This is a genomic window from Microvirgula aerodenitrificans DSM 15089, from assembly GCF_000620105.1.
GTDB classification, from domain to species: Bacteria; Pseudomonadota; Gammaproteobacteria; order Burkholderiales; family Aquaspirillaceae; genus Microvirgula; species Microvirgula aerodenitrificans.
The window spans coordinates 1-17,152 of record NZ_JHVK01000021.1 but is presented as its reverse complement, the minus strand read 5'-3'; the positions used below and the strand labels follow the sequence as shown (position 1 = coordinate 17,152).

The window sequence follows — 17,152 nt, the reverse complement described above, 5'->3', positions numbered from 1 at the left end:
GCTCAGTGGGCGGCCGGCGGTACCGGCGACGAGCGGCGGGCTTCTTCGTCGGCCGTCTTGCGCAGGGTCGGAATCAGTCGCTCGGACGCGTCAGCCACATTCTGGCGCCGGGTCGGCATGTGATCGGACGCATTGGTCGCCTCGATCACCTTCATCAGCTTTTCCACTTCCGGGTCCAGCGGCTCGCTCCGGGCCGGCTTCAGCGTTTCCGGCTTCTTGCCGGCTCCGGCCTTGTCGGCCGCCGGTACCGGCGGGGGCGGCGGCGTCAGGGTCGGCAGCTGGTTCTTGGCCATGTACTCGTTCATTTCCTTCCAGCCCGCGTACACCTGCGCACGGTCCGCGTCCGTATTGCGCTGATAGCATTCTTCCAGCGAGCGGCCAGTCTGCCGGCAGCCGGCACCGATCGCCTTGTTGGCATCACGGTTCAGACCACTGACATTGCCAATCCAGTTGCAGCCGGTCGTTGCCAGGGTCAGGGCAAGCACAATGAGAGCGCGCATGAGTTGGGGTCCGTTCAAGAATTGAGTTCGACGACTTCGCCGCTGCGTCCCTGACTGGCCGGACCGCTCCAGTAGCAGAACGCCGGCAGCAGCGTTTCAATATTCGGCAGTTCGCTCTTTGCCTGCCCCGGATGGGTCCGCACGCGCTGTGGCGAGTTGACCGGGCCCGGCACCAGCAGGTTCACGCGCAGGTTCGGATGCATGTCCCACTCGTCGGCGGCAATGCGGGTCAGATGCGACAGCCCGCTCTTGGACACCGAGAACGCGCCCCAGTACGGCGATGCTTTCAGGCCGTGGGTTTCGCCGACAAAGACCACCGCCGCATCCGGCGAACGGGTCAGCAGGGGCAGGCAGGCACGCGTCAGGGCAAACGGCGCCACGGTATTGATGCGGAACTGGTTCACCCATTCCTCGATGCGCTGGTCCTTCAGCGGCGACAGCGCATACATGTGCGCCGCGCAATGGACGATGCCGTCGAGCCGGCCGACGGTCTTGTAGATCTGCAGCGCCAGCTGCTCGAACTGCTCATCGGTGGTCGTCAGCAGGTCGAGCGGGATGGCAGCCGGTTCCGGGTAGCCGGCGGCGACGATTTCGTCATAGACCGCCTCGAGTCGACGCGCGCCGCGCGCCAGCAGCACGATGGTCGCGCCACGGCTGGCGAAGTCCATCGCCACGGCCCGGCCTATGCCCTGGGTCGCCCCGGTGACCAGAATGACGCGGTCTTTGAGTTCGTCGGCTTGGGGAAGGTAGTCGTTCATGTCCGGTTTTCTTGTTTGAGGCCCGCGTCCAGCGCGCGCGCGGCGGTCAATCCGCTGCGAACCGCACCCTCGATCGTGGCCGGATATTCATTTTGTACACCGTCGCCGGCAAGCCGCAGGCGCGCGTGCGGCGTGTCGGTCCGAAGCCGCTGCATGCCGGCCTCGCAACTGAAAGTCGCCCGCCTCTCGGCAATCACTTTCAACACTTCCACCCCATCGAGCTGCGGCCATTGCTGCGCCAGTTCTGCGGCGACCCGCTGGCCGATTTCAGCATGATCCCACGCTTCGTGAGCGCCGGGGCCACTGATGACGACCGCAAACAGGTCTTCCTGATCGCTGAATTGTCCGCGATCAAACACCCACTGGGCAATGCCGCCAGCCAGCCCCATCATCGGGAGCGGCAAACGGGCACCGGTCCGTGCACGCAAGTACACGGTGTATATCGGCTGAAAAGCGATGGAATTGACCCTGGATCGCAGATCGTCGAATGACCGGTCGGCCGGCAGCAGCGCAGACAGATGCTGTGGCGCCGTGGCCAGCACGCAACCATCGAAATGCTGGCCGTCGACATCGACTCCCGCGTCGACCGGCACGATACGCTGCACCCGGCAGCCGGGCCGGTATGCATGCCCGCGTGCGCCCAGCCAGGCGATGGCCGGTTCCGGCAGCAGCGCGGACAGGTCGGTACGCGGAATCAGCAGGTCGCTGGCGGCGCGGCCGGCGGCAAGGCTGTCGCGCAGCACGTTGGCCAGAATCTGCATGTCGGCCTTTGCCGGCGGCGTGTTCATGGCGGCCAGCACCAGCGGGGTCCAGAAGCCGTCGACCAGCGCCGGCCCCTGCCCGGTCGCCGCCAGCCAGGCGGCGACGGTCATGCCGGCCGGCACACGAAAGCGCGCCAGCTGCAGCCGCAGCATGGCAGCCAGCAGACGCGCGCGCGCCGACCGGTCGAGCCCGGTCGCGGTCGCCAGCCCGGCCAGCACGTGCAGCGGCGCCGGCCACGCAGGCAGGCGCAGGCCGACACCGCCGGCCACGTCCAGCGCCAGCGGATGCCGCAGCAGCAGCCGGTCCGGATCGGCGCCGACCGACCGCATCAGCGCCAGTGTCTCGCGGTAGGCGCCGAGCAGCAGGTGCTGGCCATTGTCCAGCCCGTGCGGTGCCTGCCCCAGCCGCCGCGCACGGCCACCGGCCACCCGGCCGGCCTCGAACAGCGTGACCCGGTGATCCCGTCGCGCCAGTTCGACAGCAGCGGCAATGCCGGCATAGCCGGCGCCGATCACGGCGACCTGCGCCGGCTTCAGCCGAAGGTCCATGTTTTCCAGGCCAGCCACAGCTTGCGCAGCGGGGTCAGCGACAGGTGCTGGTTCAGGACCCTGGCCGGGCCGTCACGACGGATTTCGTCCAGTGTCGCCCGGTAGATGGCCGCCATCGCCAGCCCGACCCGCTGCGACTTGCGGTCGGCAGCCGGCAGCTGTGCCAGCGCCTGTGCGTACCACTGCTCGGCCCGCTCGATCTGGAAGGTCATCAGCCGGCCGAATGCCTCGCTTTCGCGATAGGCGAGCACATCGGCCGCCGGCACCCCGAAGCGCTGCAGTTCGTCGACCGGCAGGTAGATGCGGCCGCGCCGGGCATCCTCGCCCACGTCGCGGACGATATTGGTCAGCTGGAAAGCGATGCCGAGATCATGTGCATAGTCGAGCGTGCGCGGATCGGTATGGCCGAAAATCCGCGCCGACAACTGCCCGACCACGCCGGCCACGCGGTGACAGTAGCGCTGCAGATCGGCAAAGGTCGCGTAGCGCGCCTGGTCCAGATCCATTTCCATGCCGTCGATAATCTCGCCGAACAGCCCCTGCGGCAGATCCATGGCCTGCACGTGTGGCTGCAGCGCCCGGGTCACCGGATGCGTCGGCGCCCCGGCGTACAGCGCGGCCAGTTCGCCGCGCCACCAGTTCAGCGTCATCCGCGCCACCTGTTCTTCGCGGGTTTCGTCGACCACATCGTCGACCTCGCGACAAAACGCGTACAGGGCGGTAATCGCCCGCCGCCTGTCATCGGACAGGAAGCGGAAGCTGTAGTAGAAACTGGAACCGCTTTTCGCGGCCTTGTCTTCGCAATACTGGTCCGGCGTCACGCCGCCCTCCCCCTGAATGTGTTCATTGCCGACTGCGGCTGTCTTATTTTTTTCTCAGTGCCCGCCAGACCATATAGGCCCAGTCGCGACTATCCAGCACCGGCCGCTGACGGAAGACATCGCCGTCAACCTGATGAATCTTGTACAGGATGCGTTCGCCACCCATGACGATCATCCGCAGTTCGAAGCCGAAGCGGCCTCTCATCTGCTGCGCCAGCGGCGCCCCGGCTGCCAGCATGCCGCGCGCGCGCTGGATCTGATCGCGCATCATGGCGCCCCACAGGCCGCCGGTGTCGGCGCGGCCGATCTGTGCCTCGTCGATGCGGTAGCGCCGCAGGGCGTCCTGCGGCAGGTAGACCCGGCCCTTTTTCCAGTCCAGCGCCACGTCCTGCAGGAAGTTGATCAGTTGCAGCGCAGTACAGATGCCGTCGCTCATCGCCACCCGGCGCGCATCGTGCTCGCCCATCAGCTGCAGCATCAGCCGGCCGACCGGATTGGCCGACTTGCGGCAGTACGACACCAGATCGCCAAACGTCTCGTAGCGGGTGACCGTCACGTCCTGTTCGAATGCGTCCAGCAGGTCATGGAACGGTTGCATCGGCAGCGCGTGCCGGCGGATTTCCCGCGCCAGTTCGGCATACAGCGCGTCGCCGGGCGTCTGGCCGGCCTCGATCTCGTGCAGCCGGGCCCGGCAGACCGCCAGCGCGGCCAGCCGCTCGCCGGCACTGGCATCCCCTTCGTCGGCAATGTCGTCGGCACTGCGCGCAAAGCGGTAAATGGCGTGCACGGCACGGCGGATCCGGCGCGGCAACAGAATGGAACCTACCGGAAAATTCTCGTAATGTCCGACGCCCACTGTCCCGTCCCGTCTGGTCTCAAAGCCGCAAAGTATAGCCCAGCCAGCCCGGCCCAAGACGGGAACGACGGAAAAGTGTTGACAGGCTGAAAGCCGATCAATAATATGCGCCCCACTTCGACGCAGCGCCGGCCCAACCGCGCTGCAGATTGTGTCGGATTCGTGGGGGTATAGCTCAGCTGGGAGAGCGCTTGCATGGCATGCAAGAGGTCAGCGGTTCGATCCCGCTTACCTCCACCAACGGTTTCGCGGTATCGCAACGGTTCAGTGTTGCGACGATCCGGAAGATGTCCCCATCGTCTAGAGGCCTAGGACACCGCCCTTTCACGGCGACGACCGGGGTTCGACTCCCCGTGGGGACGCCAGCATCAGGAAAAAGCGGCTGCTTGCCATCAAGCAGCCGCTTTTTCTTTGCCTGTCGTTTTCGCCCCCCCCCTGCCCCGGCACGACCCGGCGTCTGCAATCCATAAAATCAGGTCTCTGATTCATCATTTATTTTCCCGTCGGATAAGACTGGATTAACACTCGCAGGCATGTCGATCCGGTCATATAAAAATCGGACCCCATTTCGATATGGCCGAATGCTCATATAACCTATCATCCCGGCAGCAGCTTTCACGCTGACAAAACAAGAACAAATAGAGCGAGCCCTACGTCCTCACTTTTCTATATACCTATAATGCAGGAGCTTCCTCATGTTGCAATTTTTCCGGATGACGAGTATTCGGACCCGCCTGATATTGGGCTTTGCACTGGTTTTACTGTTTCAGCTCTTGCTCTCTTTCAGTATCTGGCAACAACAGCGCGCGATGCAGGCCGAAGTCACATCCATCGTGGAAATCTCCGGCCTGAACATTCATGAATTGAATTCCCTGCAGCAACACGGCAACGATATTCTGCGCGCCATCAATCAGGCCGAGCAGAGAATGGACGCCAGTGTCATCGGCAATACCGTGGCAGAACAGCGTCAGCAGATCCAGCAGAATCTGTCCCGTCTGCGAGCCAATATCGACAGTGCCGACAGCATGCCGAGCGAACGCGAAGCATTAAGCAAGATGCTTTCCGCGTACAACGACTTCAATACCGAAGCCGACAAGACCCTGCGCCTGATTGCAGCCAGGGATGCCGCCGCCACCCAGCAGCAACAGGACGGGCCGATGAGCGCCAGTCATGAACGTCTGCAAGCGGCCGTCAATGCGCTGCTGAATATCGAGTTCGATTCCAATACCGAAGACAGCGAACAGATTCTGGCGCTGATGCAGACCAATCACATGATCCTGCTGGTCGTGACCCTGATCACGCTCAGCCTCGGCATCCTGCTGGCCTGGGTACTGACCCGTTCCATCACCCTGCCGCTGGGCCAGGCCGTCGATGCTGCCGACGCCGTGGCCGCCGGCCGGCTCGACCATCAGGTCGACATCACCCATGGCGGCGAACTCGGCCGCCTGCAGGCTGCGATGCAGCGCATGATCATCCAGTTGCGCCAGACCGTCGGCAGCGTCCGTCAGGGGGTCGATGATGCCAGCACCATGAGCGAGGAACTGGCCACGGCGGCACAGCAGGTCCACGAGGCCTGCAAGTCGCAGTCGGGCTCGGCCAGCGCCTCCGCCGCCGCGGTGGAACAGCTGTCGGTCAGCATCAGTCTGGTCAGCGATGCCGTAGCCGCCCTGCGCCAGAATGCCACCGCCAATCTCGACGACAGCCGCCAGGGCGTCATGCAGATGGGCCAGCTTGAGCAGGCAATGGTGTCGATGCAGTCGCTGATCCGCAATCTGGCCACGGCGGTCGACGACTTCGTCAACAGCTCGGCTTCCATCACCCAGATGACCGGCGATGTGCGCGACATTGCCGACCAGACCAATCTGCTGGCGCTGAATGCCGCCATCGAGGCGGCGCGTGCCGGCGAGGCCGGGCGCGGTTTTGCCGTGGTCGCCGACGAGGTCCGGCTGCTGGCGGAGAAGTCCGCCACGTCGGCCTCGGAGATCGATGCGGTCAACCGGCAACTCGGCGACAAGTCCGCCGCCCTCAGCGAGGTCGTGCGTCAGGGGCTGGATGCCCTGCAGGCCAGCGTGGAAAAGATGGAACACGTCGCCACCCTGTTCCGCGCCAGTGCCAGCAGTGCCGAACATGCCAATGCCGATATCGACCATATCGCCAATCAGGCACAGGAGCAGAAAGTCGCCAGCGGCGAGATCGAGCGCCACATGGAACAGATGGTGGCCATGACCGAACAGACCACGGCGGCCATGGAAAGCATGACCGAACACAGTGCGGCCATTGCCACGCTGTCGAAGACACTGGACGACAGCGTCAGCATTTTCAAAATCTGACAGCAGACTGCTGTCAGTCGGGGGCACGGCAGTCTGCCGGATTGAAGCCAGCCTCTTCCGCCCCCCGCTGCGCTCGTCCATTCTTCGTGGGCGGCGTTGACGGACAGTCCGGGCCGCCCCTTGCCGGGCGGCTTTTTTCCGCCCGTGTCCTGCAGCCTGCGGCGCCAGGCCTTACACTGCGTGTCTTTCCCGATTCCACCCTATCAGCAGGTCTTTCCGTTGGAACCCATTGCCGTCATCGACTTCGAAACCACCGGTATCTCTCCCGGCCAGCAGGGACGCGCGACCGAAATCGCCGCCGTGCTGGTCGAAGATGGCCACATCGTTGCCCGCTACCAGAGCCTGATGAACGCCGGCGTCAGCGTGCCGCCGTTTATCGAGGCGCTGACCGGCATCTCCACCCGCATGCTGCGCGAAGCACCGCCGGCGGCGCAGGTGATGCGCGAGGTCGCCGCCTTCGTCGGCGACACGCCGCTGGTTGCCCACAATGCCGCCTTCGACCAGAAATTCTGGGATGCCGAACTGGCACGCATCGGCCTGGCCCGCCGGCAGGCATTCGCCTGTTCGATGCTGCTGTCGCGCCGGCTGCTGCCGGACGCGCCGAACCACAAGCTCGGCAACCTGACCGCCTGGGCGCAACTGCCCGTCACCGGACAGGCGCACCGGGCACTGGCCGATGCGGCAATGGCAGCCAATCTGACCACCTATCTGCTTGACCAGTTGCAGACCCGCCATCGCGTCGCGGCACCGACCCATTCGCTGCTGTGCGCGCTGCAGCGCGTGCCAAAGGCCCGGGTCGGCGAATTCCTGCGCCAGCAACCGGGAAAGTCCGCACCATGCCGGTCACGCTGAACGAACTCGAAGTCGAATTCAGCGCCATCCGTGCGCAGGGCGCCGGCGGCCAGAATGTGAACAAGGTGTCGAGCGCGGTCCACCTGCGCTTCGATATCCGCGCGTCTTCACTGCCGGATGCGGTCAAGGAAGCACTGCTGGCCCTGCACGACCAGCGCATCGCCAAGGATGGCGTGATCGTCATCAAGGGGCAGCGCTATCGCAGCCAGGACAAGAATCGCGCCGATGCACTGGAGCGCCTGCGCCAGCTGATCGCCAGCGTGTGCGTGCCGGTCAAGGCGCGCAAGGCGACCCGACCGACCCATGGTTCGGTGAAACGACGGCTGGAATCGAAAGGCAAGCGCGCAGAGGTGAAGCGTCTGCGGGGAAAACCCGCCGAATAGTTGCATCAGGGCCAAAGGAAAAACCCTTTCTGTTTCATTCCCTTATCCGCTTTGCCGGCCATGGCCGCCAGATTTCTTGTGACAGGGGGCTTGCGCAGTACGAATCACTATGGCAAAGTTGCGTCCTCTTCAGCGCAGTCCGCCGATTGTCGCCGAAGAAACGGGGGTATAGCTCAGCTGGGAGAGCGCTTGCATGGCATGCAAGAGGTCAGCGGTTCGATCCCGCTTACCTCCACCAGGATCAGAGAAAACGGCAGCGGAAACGCTGCCGTTTTTTCGTTCGTCGCCGCACCGCCGACAACATCTTTTGCTCCGGATACTAGCACTTGGGTCCAGATACCATGCGCCGTTAACTGGCATCCCCGTGAGAGCCTGGAGCAAATCGTGAAAATAGCGCACAAGCTCGTTATTCTGAGTCTATCCATTATTGCCGTTTTCGCCATTCAGATATCGGTCTCCCTGTATTTGATGTCCCGGGCGAGAATCAGCGTGGAAAACATTACCGGTAATGTGATCCCGACCCTGTCCCGGGTACCGGCAATCCAGATGGAATTTTCCGAGGCGCGCCGCAGTCTGGTTTTATATGCCGCCTCCGATCCGGCTGCACGAGCGGATCTGCGCCAGCAATTCATCAACAAGCGCAGTGAAATCGACACCGCGCTTGCCGGCTATGAAGAAGCCCTCAAACTGGATCCGGCTGAAATTCTGGACGAAGACCAGCGCCTGTTTCAGGAGCTGAAAACCAGACTGGGTCTCTGGCTCGATTCGACCGGAAAACTGCTGGACAGCAGCGATGAAACCCGGCTTCATGCCTACCTTGCCGGCGCCAGCCGCCCGTCGCAGGCAGCCAGCAATGTGTATCAGGCCATTGATGCCCTGACTGAATTCAACAATGGGGAAGCGCGACGCCAGAATGCCCTGACGGAGAACACCCTGTCGCTGATGACAACCGGCACCCTGGTCATCAGCCTCGGCAGCGGTCTGTTGCTGACCCTGGCCTGCGTTCTGCTGTCGCGCAGCATTGTCCGCCCCCTGCTCCGGCTGCAGCGTGACAGCGTCCATGTCAGTGACCACTACGATTTCACCCATCGCTTCGAGGGCGAACGGCGGGATGAAACCGGCAAGACGGCACTGGCACTGAATGATCTGCTGGCCAGTCTCCAGCACAGCCTGGGCCGGCTGGTCATGATCGGCAACCGCGTCGGCCATGGCTCGGAGACACTCGACAGCCGCGCCTGCGCGCTGTCGGCAACATCGGACCGGGTGACCCGCTCCACGGTGGAGATGGCGGCAGCGATCGAGCAGATGACGGTGAGCATTGCCCATGTCGCCGAGCAGTCCGGCGACGCGCTGCGCGCGGCGCAGACATCAAGGGAGCTGGCCGAGAGTGGCAGCACGGCAATTGCCGACACCATAAACAAAGTCCACTGCATTGCCGACCAGGCGGCCCGCAGCTCGACCCAGGTGGCGCCCCTGTCCGCGCAGCTGTCCGATGTCAGCGCCATCGTCACCATCATCAAGGACATCGCCGACCAGACCAATCTGCTGGCGCTGAATGCGGCGATTGAAGCCGCCCGTGCCGGCGAGCGGGGACGGGGGTTTGCCGTCGTGGCGGACGAGATCAGGAAACTGGCCGAACGGACAGCAGAATCGACCCAGCAGATTTCGGCCACCATCACCCATGTCCAGGGCGAGGCGGTCGAGACGGTGGCGGCCATTCAGCGCACGGAGGAAGAAGTCATCGCCGGAGTGGCTCACGCCCGGTCGGCCGATGAAGCGATCGGAAAGATCCTGGCTGGCGCCAGCACGGTGGTCGACCGGATCAGCGAGATTTCCGAAGCGATGCGCGAACAGCACATTGCCAGCAACGGCATCGCCATCGAAGTCGAAAGAATCGCCAGTCTGGCGGAGGAAAGCCACGCCGGCGCCATGGAAACGGCCAATGTCAGCACCAGCCTGAATCAGGATGGCACTGCACTGCTGGCCATCGTCGCCCAGTACCGGGTGTGACCGGCGGGCGGCGGGACTACTCGCCGCTCCCGCCCTTTTTCATGCTCTTGCCGGCCTCGGCGCGTGCGCGACGCACCGCCTTCGGGTCGGCAATCAGCGGGCGATAGATCTCGACCCGGTCATGTTCGCGCAGCACGGTCTCTTCGCTGATCGCTCTGGAGAAGATGCCAAGCGCCATCTGCGCCGGGTCGATATCGTCGAACTGCTCAAGGATGCCGGACTGGCGCACCGCCTGCCCGGCCGTGGTGCCGGCGGCGACCTTCAGCCGGATGATCACCTGCCGCTCCGGCCGCGCATAGGCGACCTCGACGTCGAAGGATTCAGTCGTCGCCATACAGCTTGTCCGCTTCCCGGATAAAGGCGTCGACCAGCGACGTCATGATGCGGCTGAACACCGGCCCGATCACCTTCTCCAGCAGCTTGCTGGAAAAATCATAGCTGAGCTCGAACACGATCTTGCAGCCGATATCGCCCAGCGGCTGGAAGCGCCAGCCCCCCGACAGGTGCTTGAACGGGCCATCGACCAGATCCATGTCGATGCGCTCGTTGTCGACCAGCCGGTTGCGGGTGGTGAAATGCTGCCGGATGCGCAGATAGTCGATATGCAGGCTGGCCACCATCTCGCCATTGCCGGACTCGACGACCTCGGCATGCGAGCACCAGGGCAGGAATTTCGGATAGCGTGGCACGTCGTTGACCAGATTGAACATTTGGGCCGGAGAGTGCGCCACCAGGACGGTTTTTTCGATGACGGGCATGTAAGAGGAAGAAGGGGCCGGTGTGGACAGTCGCGCATTATAAACCGGCCGGCACGCCCCGCGCGGACCAGGATCAAGCTGTTGAATCAAGGCGGATTTCGGCCCGGGGCCGGATTTTGCTACAATAGCCGGCTTCACGGAGCCCGCTATGAGCATCATCGAAAACAGAAAGGCGTTGCACGACTACTTCATCGAAGAACGCTTCGAGGCCGGCCTCGTGCTTGAGGGATGGGAAGTCAAGTCGATCCGCGCCGGTCGCGCGCAGATCAAGGAAGGCTATGTCGTACTGATCAACGGCGCATTCTGGCTGATCGGCGCGCACATCTCTGCCCTGCCTACCGCCAGTACCCACATCACTCCCGACCCGGTACGCCGCCGCAAGCTGCTGCTGTCCCGCCGCGAGACCGACAAGCTGATCGGCAAGGTCGAACGCGCCGGCTACACCATTGCGCCGCTGAACCTGCACTACAAGCAGGGCTGGATCAAGCTGGAAATCGGCCTGGCCAAGGGCAAGAAGCAGCACGACAAGCGCGAGAGCACCAAGGAACGGGAAGCGGAACGCGAGAAGCAGCGCTATATGAAAGAAAACCGCAAGTGACGCGCCCCGTGCCGCGCCACTGCCCACAATCCGAATATTCCGGCCGCGCCGTGCGCGGCCTTTGCCATTAAGACAGCCAGGGAACGCCATGGACAAGATCCTCATCCTCGACTTCGGCTCGCAAGTCGCCCAACTGATCGCCCGCCGCGTGCGCGAAGCCCACGTCTACTGCGAACTGCACCCGTACGACATGCCGATCGCCGACATCCGCGCGTTCGCGCCGAAGGCCATCATCCTGTCCGGCGGCCCGAACTCGGTGTACGAATCCGAATACCTCGCCGATCCGGCGCTGTTCGATCTCGGCGTGCCGGTGCTCGGCATCTGCTACGGCATGCAGTGGATGGCCCAGTCGCTGGGCGGCAAGGTCGACGCCGGCCACATGCGTGAATTCGGCTACGCCGAAATCCGCGCCCGCGGCCACTCCAAACTGCTGGAAGGCCTGCAGGACCGCGCCAACGACGCCGGCCACGGCCTGCTCGACGTGTGGATGAGCCATGGGGACAAGGTCGTCGCGCTGCCGGACGGCTTCAAGGTCATCGCCGAAACCCCGTCCTGCCCGATCGCCGGCATGGCCGACGAGGCCCGCCACTTCTACGGCGTGCAGTTCCACCCGGAAGTCACCCACACCCGGCGCGGCACCGAGATGATCCACCGCTTCGTGCTGCACATTGCCGGCGCGCAACCGTCGTGGACCATGCCGAACTACATCGACGAAGCGGTGAAGAAGATCCGCGCCCAGGTCGGCAGCGAGGAAGTCATCCTCGGCCTGTCCGGCGGCGTCGACAGCTCGGTGGCCGCCGCGCTGATCCACCGCGCCATCGGCGACCAGCTGACCTGCGTGTTCGTCGACCATGGCCTGCTGCGCCAGAACGAAGGCCAGATGGTGATGGACATGTTCGCGAAGAACCTCGGCGTGAAGGTGATCCAGGTCGACGCCAGCACCGCCTTCATGGGCAAGCTCGCAGGCGAAACCGACCCGGAGAAGAAGCGCAAGATCATCGGCGCCGAATTCGTCGAAGTGTTCCAGGACGAGTCGAAGAAGCTGACCAACGCCCGCTGGCTCGCCCAGGGCACCATCTACCCGGACGTGATCGAATCGGCCGGCGCCAAGACCAAGAAGGCGCACACCATCAAGAGCCACCACAACGTCGGTGGCCTGCCGGAAACGCTGAACCTCAAGCTGCTGGAACCGCTGCGCGAACTGTTCAAGGATGAAGTCCGCCAGCTCGGCATCGAGCTCGGCCTGCCGCACGACATGGTCTACCGCCACCCGTTCCCGGGCCCGGGCCTTGGCGTGCGCATCCTCGGCGAAGTCAAAATGGAATTCGCCGACCTGCTGCGCCGCGCTGACGCGATCTTTATCGAAGAACTGCGCAACACCATCGACCCGGCCAGCGGCAAGACCTGGTATGACCTGACCAGCCAGGCCTTTGCCGTGTTCCTGCCGGTCAAGTCGGTCGGCGTGATGGGCGACGGCCGCACCTACGACTACGTGGTCGCCCTGCGCGCCGTGGTCACCAGCGACTTCATGACCGCCCACTGGGCCGAACTGCCGTACAGCCTGCTCGGCCGGGTGTCGAACCGCATCATCAATGAGGTGCGCGGCATCAACCGGGTGGTGTATGACGTGAGCGGCAAGCCGCCGGCGACGATCGAGTGGGAATGATCCCGCGTCTGGCACGGCCAGGCACCTGATGGCATAGAAAGCCGCCAAGCCCGCGTAATTGCGGGCTTTTTTGTATTTGTGTCTGGCATGGCCTGGCAATAGAAGGAAGCGTCAAGCACCGTTTGAGCATGGCATTAAAGCTGGTACTATCGGCTGACGATGCCATGATTAATGCCGATACCATGCTGTGTTTTCTTGTTCCTTCATGGTATTGAATTTTAATAACACATTGTTTTTATAGAAAAAACACAACAAATTTTATGCTTTTTCAGCATGGTATCGAAAACAAAGAAGGACAAGGTACATGCTGACCGATACCAAGCTGCGTAATCTCAAACCTACGGGCAAGCTCTACAAGGTGAATGACCGGGAAGGTCTGTATGTGGCCGTCACGCCAGCCGGGGCGGTGTCGTTCCGTTACAACTACTCAATCAACGGTCGGCAGGAGACCATCACCTTTGGTCGCTACGGCGTTGGCGGCATCACCTTGGCCGAAGCCCGTGAGCTGCTGGGTGACGCCAAGAAGATGGTTGCGGCGGGCAAGTCTCCAGCCAAGGAGAAGGCGCGTGACAAGGCGCGGATCAAAGATGCAGAGACGTTCGGTGCCTGGGCTGAAAAGTGGCTATGTGGCTACCAGATGGCCGACTCCACCCGCGACATGCGTCGTTCGGTCTATGAGCGCGAGCTGAAGCCGAAATTCAGCAATCAGAAACTGGTGGAGATCACCCATGAGGACTTGCGGGCGCTGACTGATGCCATCGTCGAGCGAGGAGCACCGGCGACCGCAGTTCATGTGCGTGAAATCGTGCTTCAGGTTTTTCGGTGGGCTATTGAGCGTGGGCAGAAGGTCGAGAACCCGGCGGAACTGGTGCGCCCAACAAGCATTGCTCGATTCGAGCCGCGTGACCGAGCGTTGACGCCAGAAGAAATCGGGCTGATGTACCAGTACATGGCGCGAGTGGGTACAAGCCCAACAAACCGTGCGGCGGCCAAGCTGCTATTACTGACGATGGTGCGCAAAAGCGAGCTGACCAATGCGACCTGGAGCGAGATCAATTTCAGCGAAGCGCTGTGGACGATTCCGAAGGAGCGGATGAAGCGCCGTAACCCGCATCTGGTATTCCTGTCCCGGCAGGCACTGGATATTTTCATTGCCCTGAAAACTTTTGCCGGTGGTTCTGACTTCGTTTTGCCATCACGGTATGACTCGGATGCACCAATGAGCAGTGCCACACTCAACCAGGTGATGACGTTGACATATAGGGCGGCACAGAAAGATGGGAGGTCACTTGCCAAGTTCGGGCCGCATGATCTCCGGCGCACAGCCAGCACGCTGCTGCATGAGGCTGGCTACAACACCGACTGGATCGAGAAGTGCTTAGCACACGAGCAGAAGGGAGTAAGGGCGGTCTACAACAAGGCTGAGTACCGCGAACAGCGGGCGGCGATGTTGCAGGACTGGGCGGACGTGATCGACGAGTGGACTGTTGGACGTGTTCATTTAGGAGGGGCGACGAATGGATAAGGATTGGATTCTTCAAGTACGTGAGACACGTCGATCCTTTGCTAATGCAACTTGGGTGCCGCTACGTGCATCTCAAGATGACAAGCAAGGCCAAGCGCAGGTTACGGAAGTTGGCTATATTAGTGAGTTCTTTGGATGTGGATCAGTCGCATTCCCTCCGCAGCACCGAGAGGACGCAGAAAAGTTGAGTTGGAGCGACCTGGGAATTGGTCATAGCGCTCGCCCATATGCCTATAAGGACGGCTACTACTCTCCGATAGACCAGTACCAGTACAACGACAAAGAGCCCATCGGGGTCGAGTTGATTTTCGTACATGACCAACCTGTTATTGGCGGAACAAATTGGATACTGAATCCTGACCTTGTCGTTGCGCTCCGTTTGATTAAGGAGGGCCATACTTGGGTTAGGCCTGAAGAAGATTTTGTGGTAGTCGCCCGTGAGGTTCTCGACGGCGATGGCCGGCATAGGCTGATCGAGATCAAGCGAGAGTTCCTTATTGACTATCTTGCCGCCCGGGGGCTCGCGCTAAGGCTGTCCTACTACCGGCAACGCGTTGAGAATGTTGCCACAGTTGAAGGGAGCAATTACGAGGGGCTTGTAAATCATGGAAGCGAGAGAGATCACGGTCGCTTCGAACTCCTCATGCGCAGCCTCAATGACGTTTATGGCGGAAGCTGGGCGTCGTTCCGCGTCTGGAGAACCGACATTGATGAGGAAGAGGACGCACCGGTTTTGGGCCCGGAGAGGGATGACAACACAGAGTCTGAACAGTCAGAAGGTGTCCGAGTAGGCCCCAAAGGAATCCGTGTAGAAAGTGAGTTCTGGAAGGATGAATGGATTGATCACCGAGCCCAGAGTGTGAGGGTCCGTGGCGACACGGATCAATCCCTGCCATATTTCATAGTTGAGACGGATGGAACACGTGTGGCGTCTTCGACGCTTGACTCTGAGGATGTTGGCCGATGGCTATGGTTTCGCCCGAGTGTAGTAACAGACCTTATTGGCCGTCGCGGGTACGCCTTAAAATGGTACACCGCAGAGACGGGCGCAATCGTCTCTAAATCTGGCTACTCCACTCATTTTGGAATCAATTCGGCCGACTTGTTAACCATCTACGCTTACGACATTGCTCGCCTCGCAGCTTGGGAGCAGCATGTATGGGCTGCGCACAATGTGCCACCAGACGGTAAGGTTTCTGGAGAGTTGTTGGCTTCGCAAGTCAAGACCCAGCCGGCCTCCACGCATGCGGTGGAAGAGTTTCTTTTCGTGAGCATGCGAATGCTAGAGAAGGGATTTGAGAGCAGGTTCGGAGTCAATCTGTTCAATCATCAAATTGATGACGACTCTGCGATGCAGCAGGTATCGCGGTTCCACTGCAGAGACCAGGCTTCGTTGCTGCGACTTGCAAAAGAGATAATCCGAGTTCTTTCGGATCGCCTTAACGTTCGCGAACTACGCAAGCTATCGTCCCATGCAGAGAAAGATAAGCTTGGCTCCAATAAACTCCTTCAGGACGTGTTGGTGAAGCAAGTAGGGGAAGAGAGGGCCCGTCAAGTGTTTGGTCCCATCGTCGGCGCTTATGACTTGAGAGTAGGTGACGCGCATCCGACGAGCTCAAAGATTGGCGATGCCTTGAAACTCGTTGGGATTGACGAGAGTCGATCTTACCTACGCCAAGGAGAGCAACTGATTCACAATGTCGGGTACTCCGTATGGTGGATCGGTAAGTTGCTCTTCGGGGAAAAGGAAAATCTGTGAGCAGATGCGAATGCAGCATAGCTCGATGCTCAGCAGAGTATTTAAGGCCAATTCTGACTCGGTAAATTTTAGCCGCTAAAATTTTCCTTGGCGTTTTACTCCTTCAGTTGGAGCATTCGGGGCGTCGAGGCTAATGATTTCAGTGCTTTCGATACTGCCTGACGTTCGATGCCCAGTTTTCGCGCTATCTCCGACTGATTGAGTCCATCCCACTGGAGTATCAGTATTTGCTTTTTGCGGCCTGATAGCTTTGAGTCCACCATCAAGCGCGCCTGGTTGCGCAGCTCTCCTTTGTCGGCTGACTGTATGCTCTGGCTCAACATGAGGTGGTAGAAGTAGCGATCCACCAGCAGGTCGCCAGAGGCGGCTTGCGGCGAGGCACGCTTCGCGCACTGACGGTTGAGCCGGTCAAGTTCGAGGTTGAATTGCGCGAGGGATCGCTTTGCTTGCCTATAAGCGGGGTTCCGGCTGCCATTCGCCAAGATGGGTCTATGCCTGGCGCAGTACTGGTGGCTGAGTTCGAGTTTCTTGCGGTCTTGCAGTTCTATGTCATTGACTTGCTCGTCAGCGACCGTTGCCATGAAGTCGGTAAACTCGGTCAGCTCTCCGCATAGTTCGCAAAAGCCGTGTTTACGTTGCGCGTTTAGATTGACGCCAGTTATGGTGGTCGATTTTTTCGGGCGTTTGCACGCGCAGTCCCAAACCAGGCTGGTTAGCGATTCGACGGTTGCAACAAAGCGTTGATCCCTTGAATCCTGTCTGTCCACTGTCTTGATGAAATGGCGCAGTAACTTTCGTTGCAGGCGAACCATCGTATCAAATCCGACCAGTCGAATTGTTTCGCTGAAGTCCATTCCCACCCCGACGCCGGGGACGAAGCCCGAATAGCATGCGGGGAGGGCGTTCATGTAGGCAGCTACGGCGGGATCAATGTAAGCGCCCGGGCAACCCATCTTGAGGCCATGTTCAGTCCTGCTTAGTGTCCACCTCTTTTTGGTGGACACCATGCCGAAGACCGAACTCCCC

The 17,152-nt window shown here is 61.4% G+C and carries 16 protein-coding genes and 3 tRNA genes; 11 read left to right on the top strand and 8 right to left on the bottom strand.

Annotated elements, in window-relative coordinates; all coding sequences use genetic code 11:
• Window positions 1–2: 2 nt before the first annotated feature.
• From Q352_RS21375 to hpnC, 5 genes are read right to left on the bottom strand one after another with little or no spacing between them, the layout of a single operon-like run.
• Complete coding sequence (locus Q352_RS21375) at window positions 3–500, bottom strand: hypothetical protein (protein ID WP_051529000.1); 498 nt, start codon at window positions 498–500, stop codon at window positions 3–5.
• Between the two features lie 14 nt (window positions 501–514).
• A complete protein-coding gene (locus Q352_RS0115025) occupies window positions 515–1,258 on the bottom strand; it encodes an SDR family oxidoreductase (protein ID WP_028500051.1) in 744 nt (247 codons plus the stop codon).
• Window positions 1,255–2,568 (bottom strand): hydroxysqualene dehydroxylase HpnE, encoded by a 1,314-nt coding sequence (gene hpnE / locus Q352_RS0115020; protein WP_028500050.1) that lies wholly within the window; start codon window positions 2,566–2,568, stop codon window positions 1,255–1,257. Before hpnE ends, Q352_RS0115025 begins: the two co-directional genes overlap by 4 nt.
• Complete coding sequence (gene hpnD, locus Q352_RS0115015; protein ID WP_028500049.1) at window positions 2,553–3,389, bottom strand: presqualene diphosphate synthase HpnD; 837 nt, start codon at window positions 3,387–3,389, stop codon at window positions 2,553–2,555. Before hpnD ends, hpnE begins: the two co-directional genes overlap by 16 nt.
• 43 nt (window positions 3,390–3,432) lie before the next feature.
• A complete protein-coding gene (hpnC, locus tag Q352_RS0115010) occupies window positions 3,433–4,245 on the bottom strand; it encodes a squalene synthase HpnC (RefSeq protein WP_028500048.1) in 813 nt (270 codons plus the stop codon).
• A gap of 164 nt (window positions 4,246–4,409) precedes the next feature.
• Between hpnC and Q352_RS0115005 the strand changes: the two genes are divergently transcribed.
• The 7 genes from Q352_RS0115005 to Q352_RS23775 all read left to right on the top strand — a co-directional run bounded on the left by Q352_RS0115005 (window position 4,410) and on the right by Q352_RS23775 (window position 9,820).
• Window positions 4,410–4,485 (top strand) — tRNA-Ala (locus Q352_RS0115005).
• 49 nt (window positions 4,486–4,534) lie between these two features.
• Window positions 4,535–4,610, top strand: a tRNA-Glu gene (locus Q352_RS0115000).
• Window positions 4,611–4,940: 330 nt separating this feature from the next.
• Window positions 4,941–6,575 carry a methyl-accepting chemotaxis protein gene (locus tag Q352_RS22440; protein ID WP_084300245.1) on the top strand — a complete coding sequence of 545 codons (1,635 nt, stop codon included), beginning with the start codon at window positions 4,941–4,943 and terminating at the stop codon, window positions 6,573–6,575.
• A gap of 219 nt (window positions 6,576–6,794) precedes the next feature.
• The gene (locus Q352_RS0114990) at window positions 6,795–7,427 is read left to right on the top strand and encodes a 3'-5' exonuclease (RefSeq protein ID WP_028500047.1); all 633 of its coding nucleotides are present in this window, start codon (window positions 6,795–6,797) and stop codon (window positions 7,425–7,427) included.
• Entirely contained in the window at window positions 7,412–7,810 is a 399-nt protein-coding gene (arfB, locus tag Q352_RS0114985; RefSeq protein ID WP_028500046.1) for an alternative ribosome rescue aminoacyl-tRNA hydrolase ArfB, read from the top strand. Before Q352_RS0114990 ends, arfB begins: the two co-directional genes overlap by 16 nt.
• A gap of 162 nt (window positions 7,811–7,972) precedes the next feature.
• A tRNA-Ala gene (locus Q352_RS0114980) sits at window positions 7,973–8,048 on the top strand.
• Window positions 8,009–9,820: a methyl-accepting chemotaxis protein gene (locus Q352_RS23775; protein ID WP_244879589.1), complete on the top strand. Its 1,812-nt coding sequence runs from the start codon at window positions 8,009–8,011 to the stop codon at window positions 9,818–9,820. Before Q352_RS0114980 ends, Q352_RS23775 begins: the two co-directional genes overlap by 40 nt.
• A gap of 16 nt (window positions 9,821–9,836) precedes the next feature.
• Here the strand turns inward: Q352_RS23775 and Q352_RS0114970 are convergent, their stop codons facing one another.
• Complete coding sequence (locus Q352_RS0114970) at window positions 9,837–10,154, bottom strand: RnfH family protein (RefSeq protein WP_028500044.1); 318 nt, start codon at window positions 10,152–10,154, stop codon at window positions 9,837–9,839.
• Window positions 10,141–10,578 (bottom strand): type II toxin-antitoxin system RatA family toxin, encoded by a 438-nt coding sequence (locus Q352_RS0114965; RefSeq protein ID WP_028500043.1) that lies wholly within the window; start codon window positions 10,576–10,578, stop codon window positions 10,141–10,143. Before Q352_RS0114965 ends, Q352_RS0114970 begins: the two co-directional genes overlap by 14 nt.
• A 148-nt stretch (window positions 10,579–10,726) precedes the next feature.
• Here Q352_RS0114965 and smpB point away from each other — a divergent pair, with 148 nt between their 5' ends.
• From smpB to Q352_RS0114945, 4 genes are all read left to right on the top strand, one after another.
• The gene (gene smpB, locus Q352_RS0114960; RefSeq protein WP_028500042.1) at window positions 10,727–11,176 is read left to right on the top strand and encodes an SsrA-binding protein SmpB; all 450 of its coding nucleotides are present in this window, start codon (window positions 10,727–10,729) and stop codon (window positions 11,174–11,176) included.
• Between the two features lie 88 nt (window positions 11,177–11,264).
• Window positions 11,265–12,842 (top strand): glutamine-hydrolyzing GMP synthase, encoded by a 1,578-nt coding sequence (gene guaA, locus Q352_RS0114955; RefSeq protein ID WP_028500041.1) that lies wholly within the window; start codon window positions 11,265–11,267, stop codon window positions 12,840–12,842.
• Window positions 12,843–13,146: 304 nt separating this feature from the next.
• Window positions 13,147–14,367, top strand: coding sequence for a tyrosine-type recombinase/integrase (locus Q352_RS0114950; protein ID WP_028500040.1), 1,221 nt, complete (start codon window positions 13,147–13,149; stop codon window positions 14,365–14,367).
• The gene (locus Q352_RS0114945; RefSeq protein WP_028500039.1) at window positions 14,360–16,126 is read left to right on the top strand and encodes a hypothetical protein; all 1,767 of its coding nucleotides are present in this window, start codon (window positions 14,360–14,362) and stop codon (window positions 16,124–16,126) included. Before Q352_RS0114950 ends, Q352_RS0114945 begins: the two co-directional genes overlap by 8 nt.
• A 95-nt stretch (window positions 16,127–16,221) precedes the next feature.
• Here the strand turns inward: Q352_RS0114945 and Q352_RS21360 are convergent.
• On the bottom strand, window positions 16,222–17,152 hold a 931-nt coding region (locus Q352_RS21360; protein WP_051528998.1), incomplete at its 5' end, for a MarR family transcriptional regulator.

Excerpts from the sequence above, each read along its gene's own strand:
- Q352_RS21375 (WP_051529000.1), bottom strand. The coding sequence starts at position 500 with ATGCGCGCTCTCATTGTGCTTGCCCTGACCCTGGCAACGACCGGCTGC.
- Q352_RS0115025 (WP_028500051.1), bottom strand. The coding sequence starts at position 1,258 with ATGAACGACTACCTTCCCCAAGCCGACGAACTCAAAGACCGCGTCATT.
- hpnE (WP_028500050.1), bottom strand. The coding sequence starts at position 2,568 with ATGGACCTTCGGCTGAAGCCGGCGCAGGTCGCCGTGATCGGCGCCGGC.
- Q352_RS22440 (WP_084300245.1), top strand. The coding sequence starts at position 4,941 with ATGTTGCAATTTTTCCGGATGACGAGTATTCGGACCCGCCTGATATTG.
- arfB (WP_028500046.1), top strand. The coding sequence starts at position 7,412 with ATGCCGGTCACGCTGAACGAACTCGAAGTCGAATTCAGCGCCATCCGT.
- Q352_RS23775 (WP_244879589.1), top strand. The coding sequence starts at position 8,009 with ATGCAAGAGGTCAGCGGTTCGATCCCGCTTACCTCCACCAGGATCAGA.
- Q352_RS0114970 (WP_028500044.1), bottom strand. The coding sequence starts at position 10,154 with ATGGCGACGACTGAATCCTTCGACGTCGAGGTCGCCTATGCGCGGCCG.
- Q352_RS0114965 (WP_028500043.1), bottom strand. The coding sequence starts at position 10,578 with ATGCCCGTCATCGAAAAAACCGTCCTGGTGGCGCACTCTCCGGCCCAA.
- smpB (WP_028500042.1), top strand. The coding sequence starts at position 10,727 with ATGAGCATCATCGAAAACAGAAAGGCGTTGCACGACTACTTCATCGAA.
- guaA (WP_028500041.1), top strand. The coding sequence starts at position 11,265 with ATGGACAAGATCCTCATCCTCGACTTCGGCTCGCAAGTCGCCCAACTG.
- Q352_RS0114950 (WP_028500040.1), top strand. The coding sequence starts at position 13,147 with ATGCTGACCGATACCAAGCTGCGTAATCTCAAACCTACGGGCAAGCTC.
- Q352_RS0114945 (WP_028500039.1), top strand. The coding sequence starts at position 14,360 with ATGGATAAGGATTGGATTCTTCAAGTACGTGAGACACGTCGATCCTTT.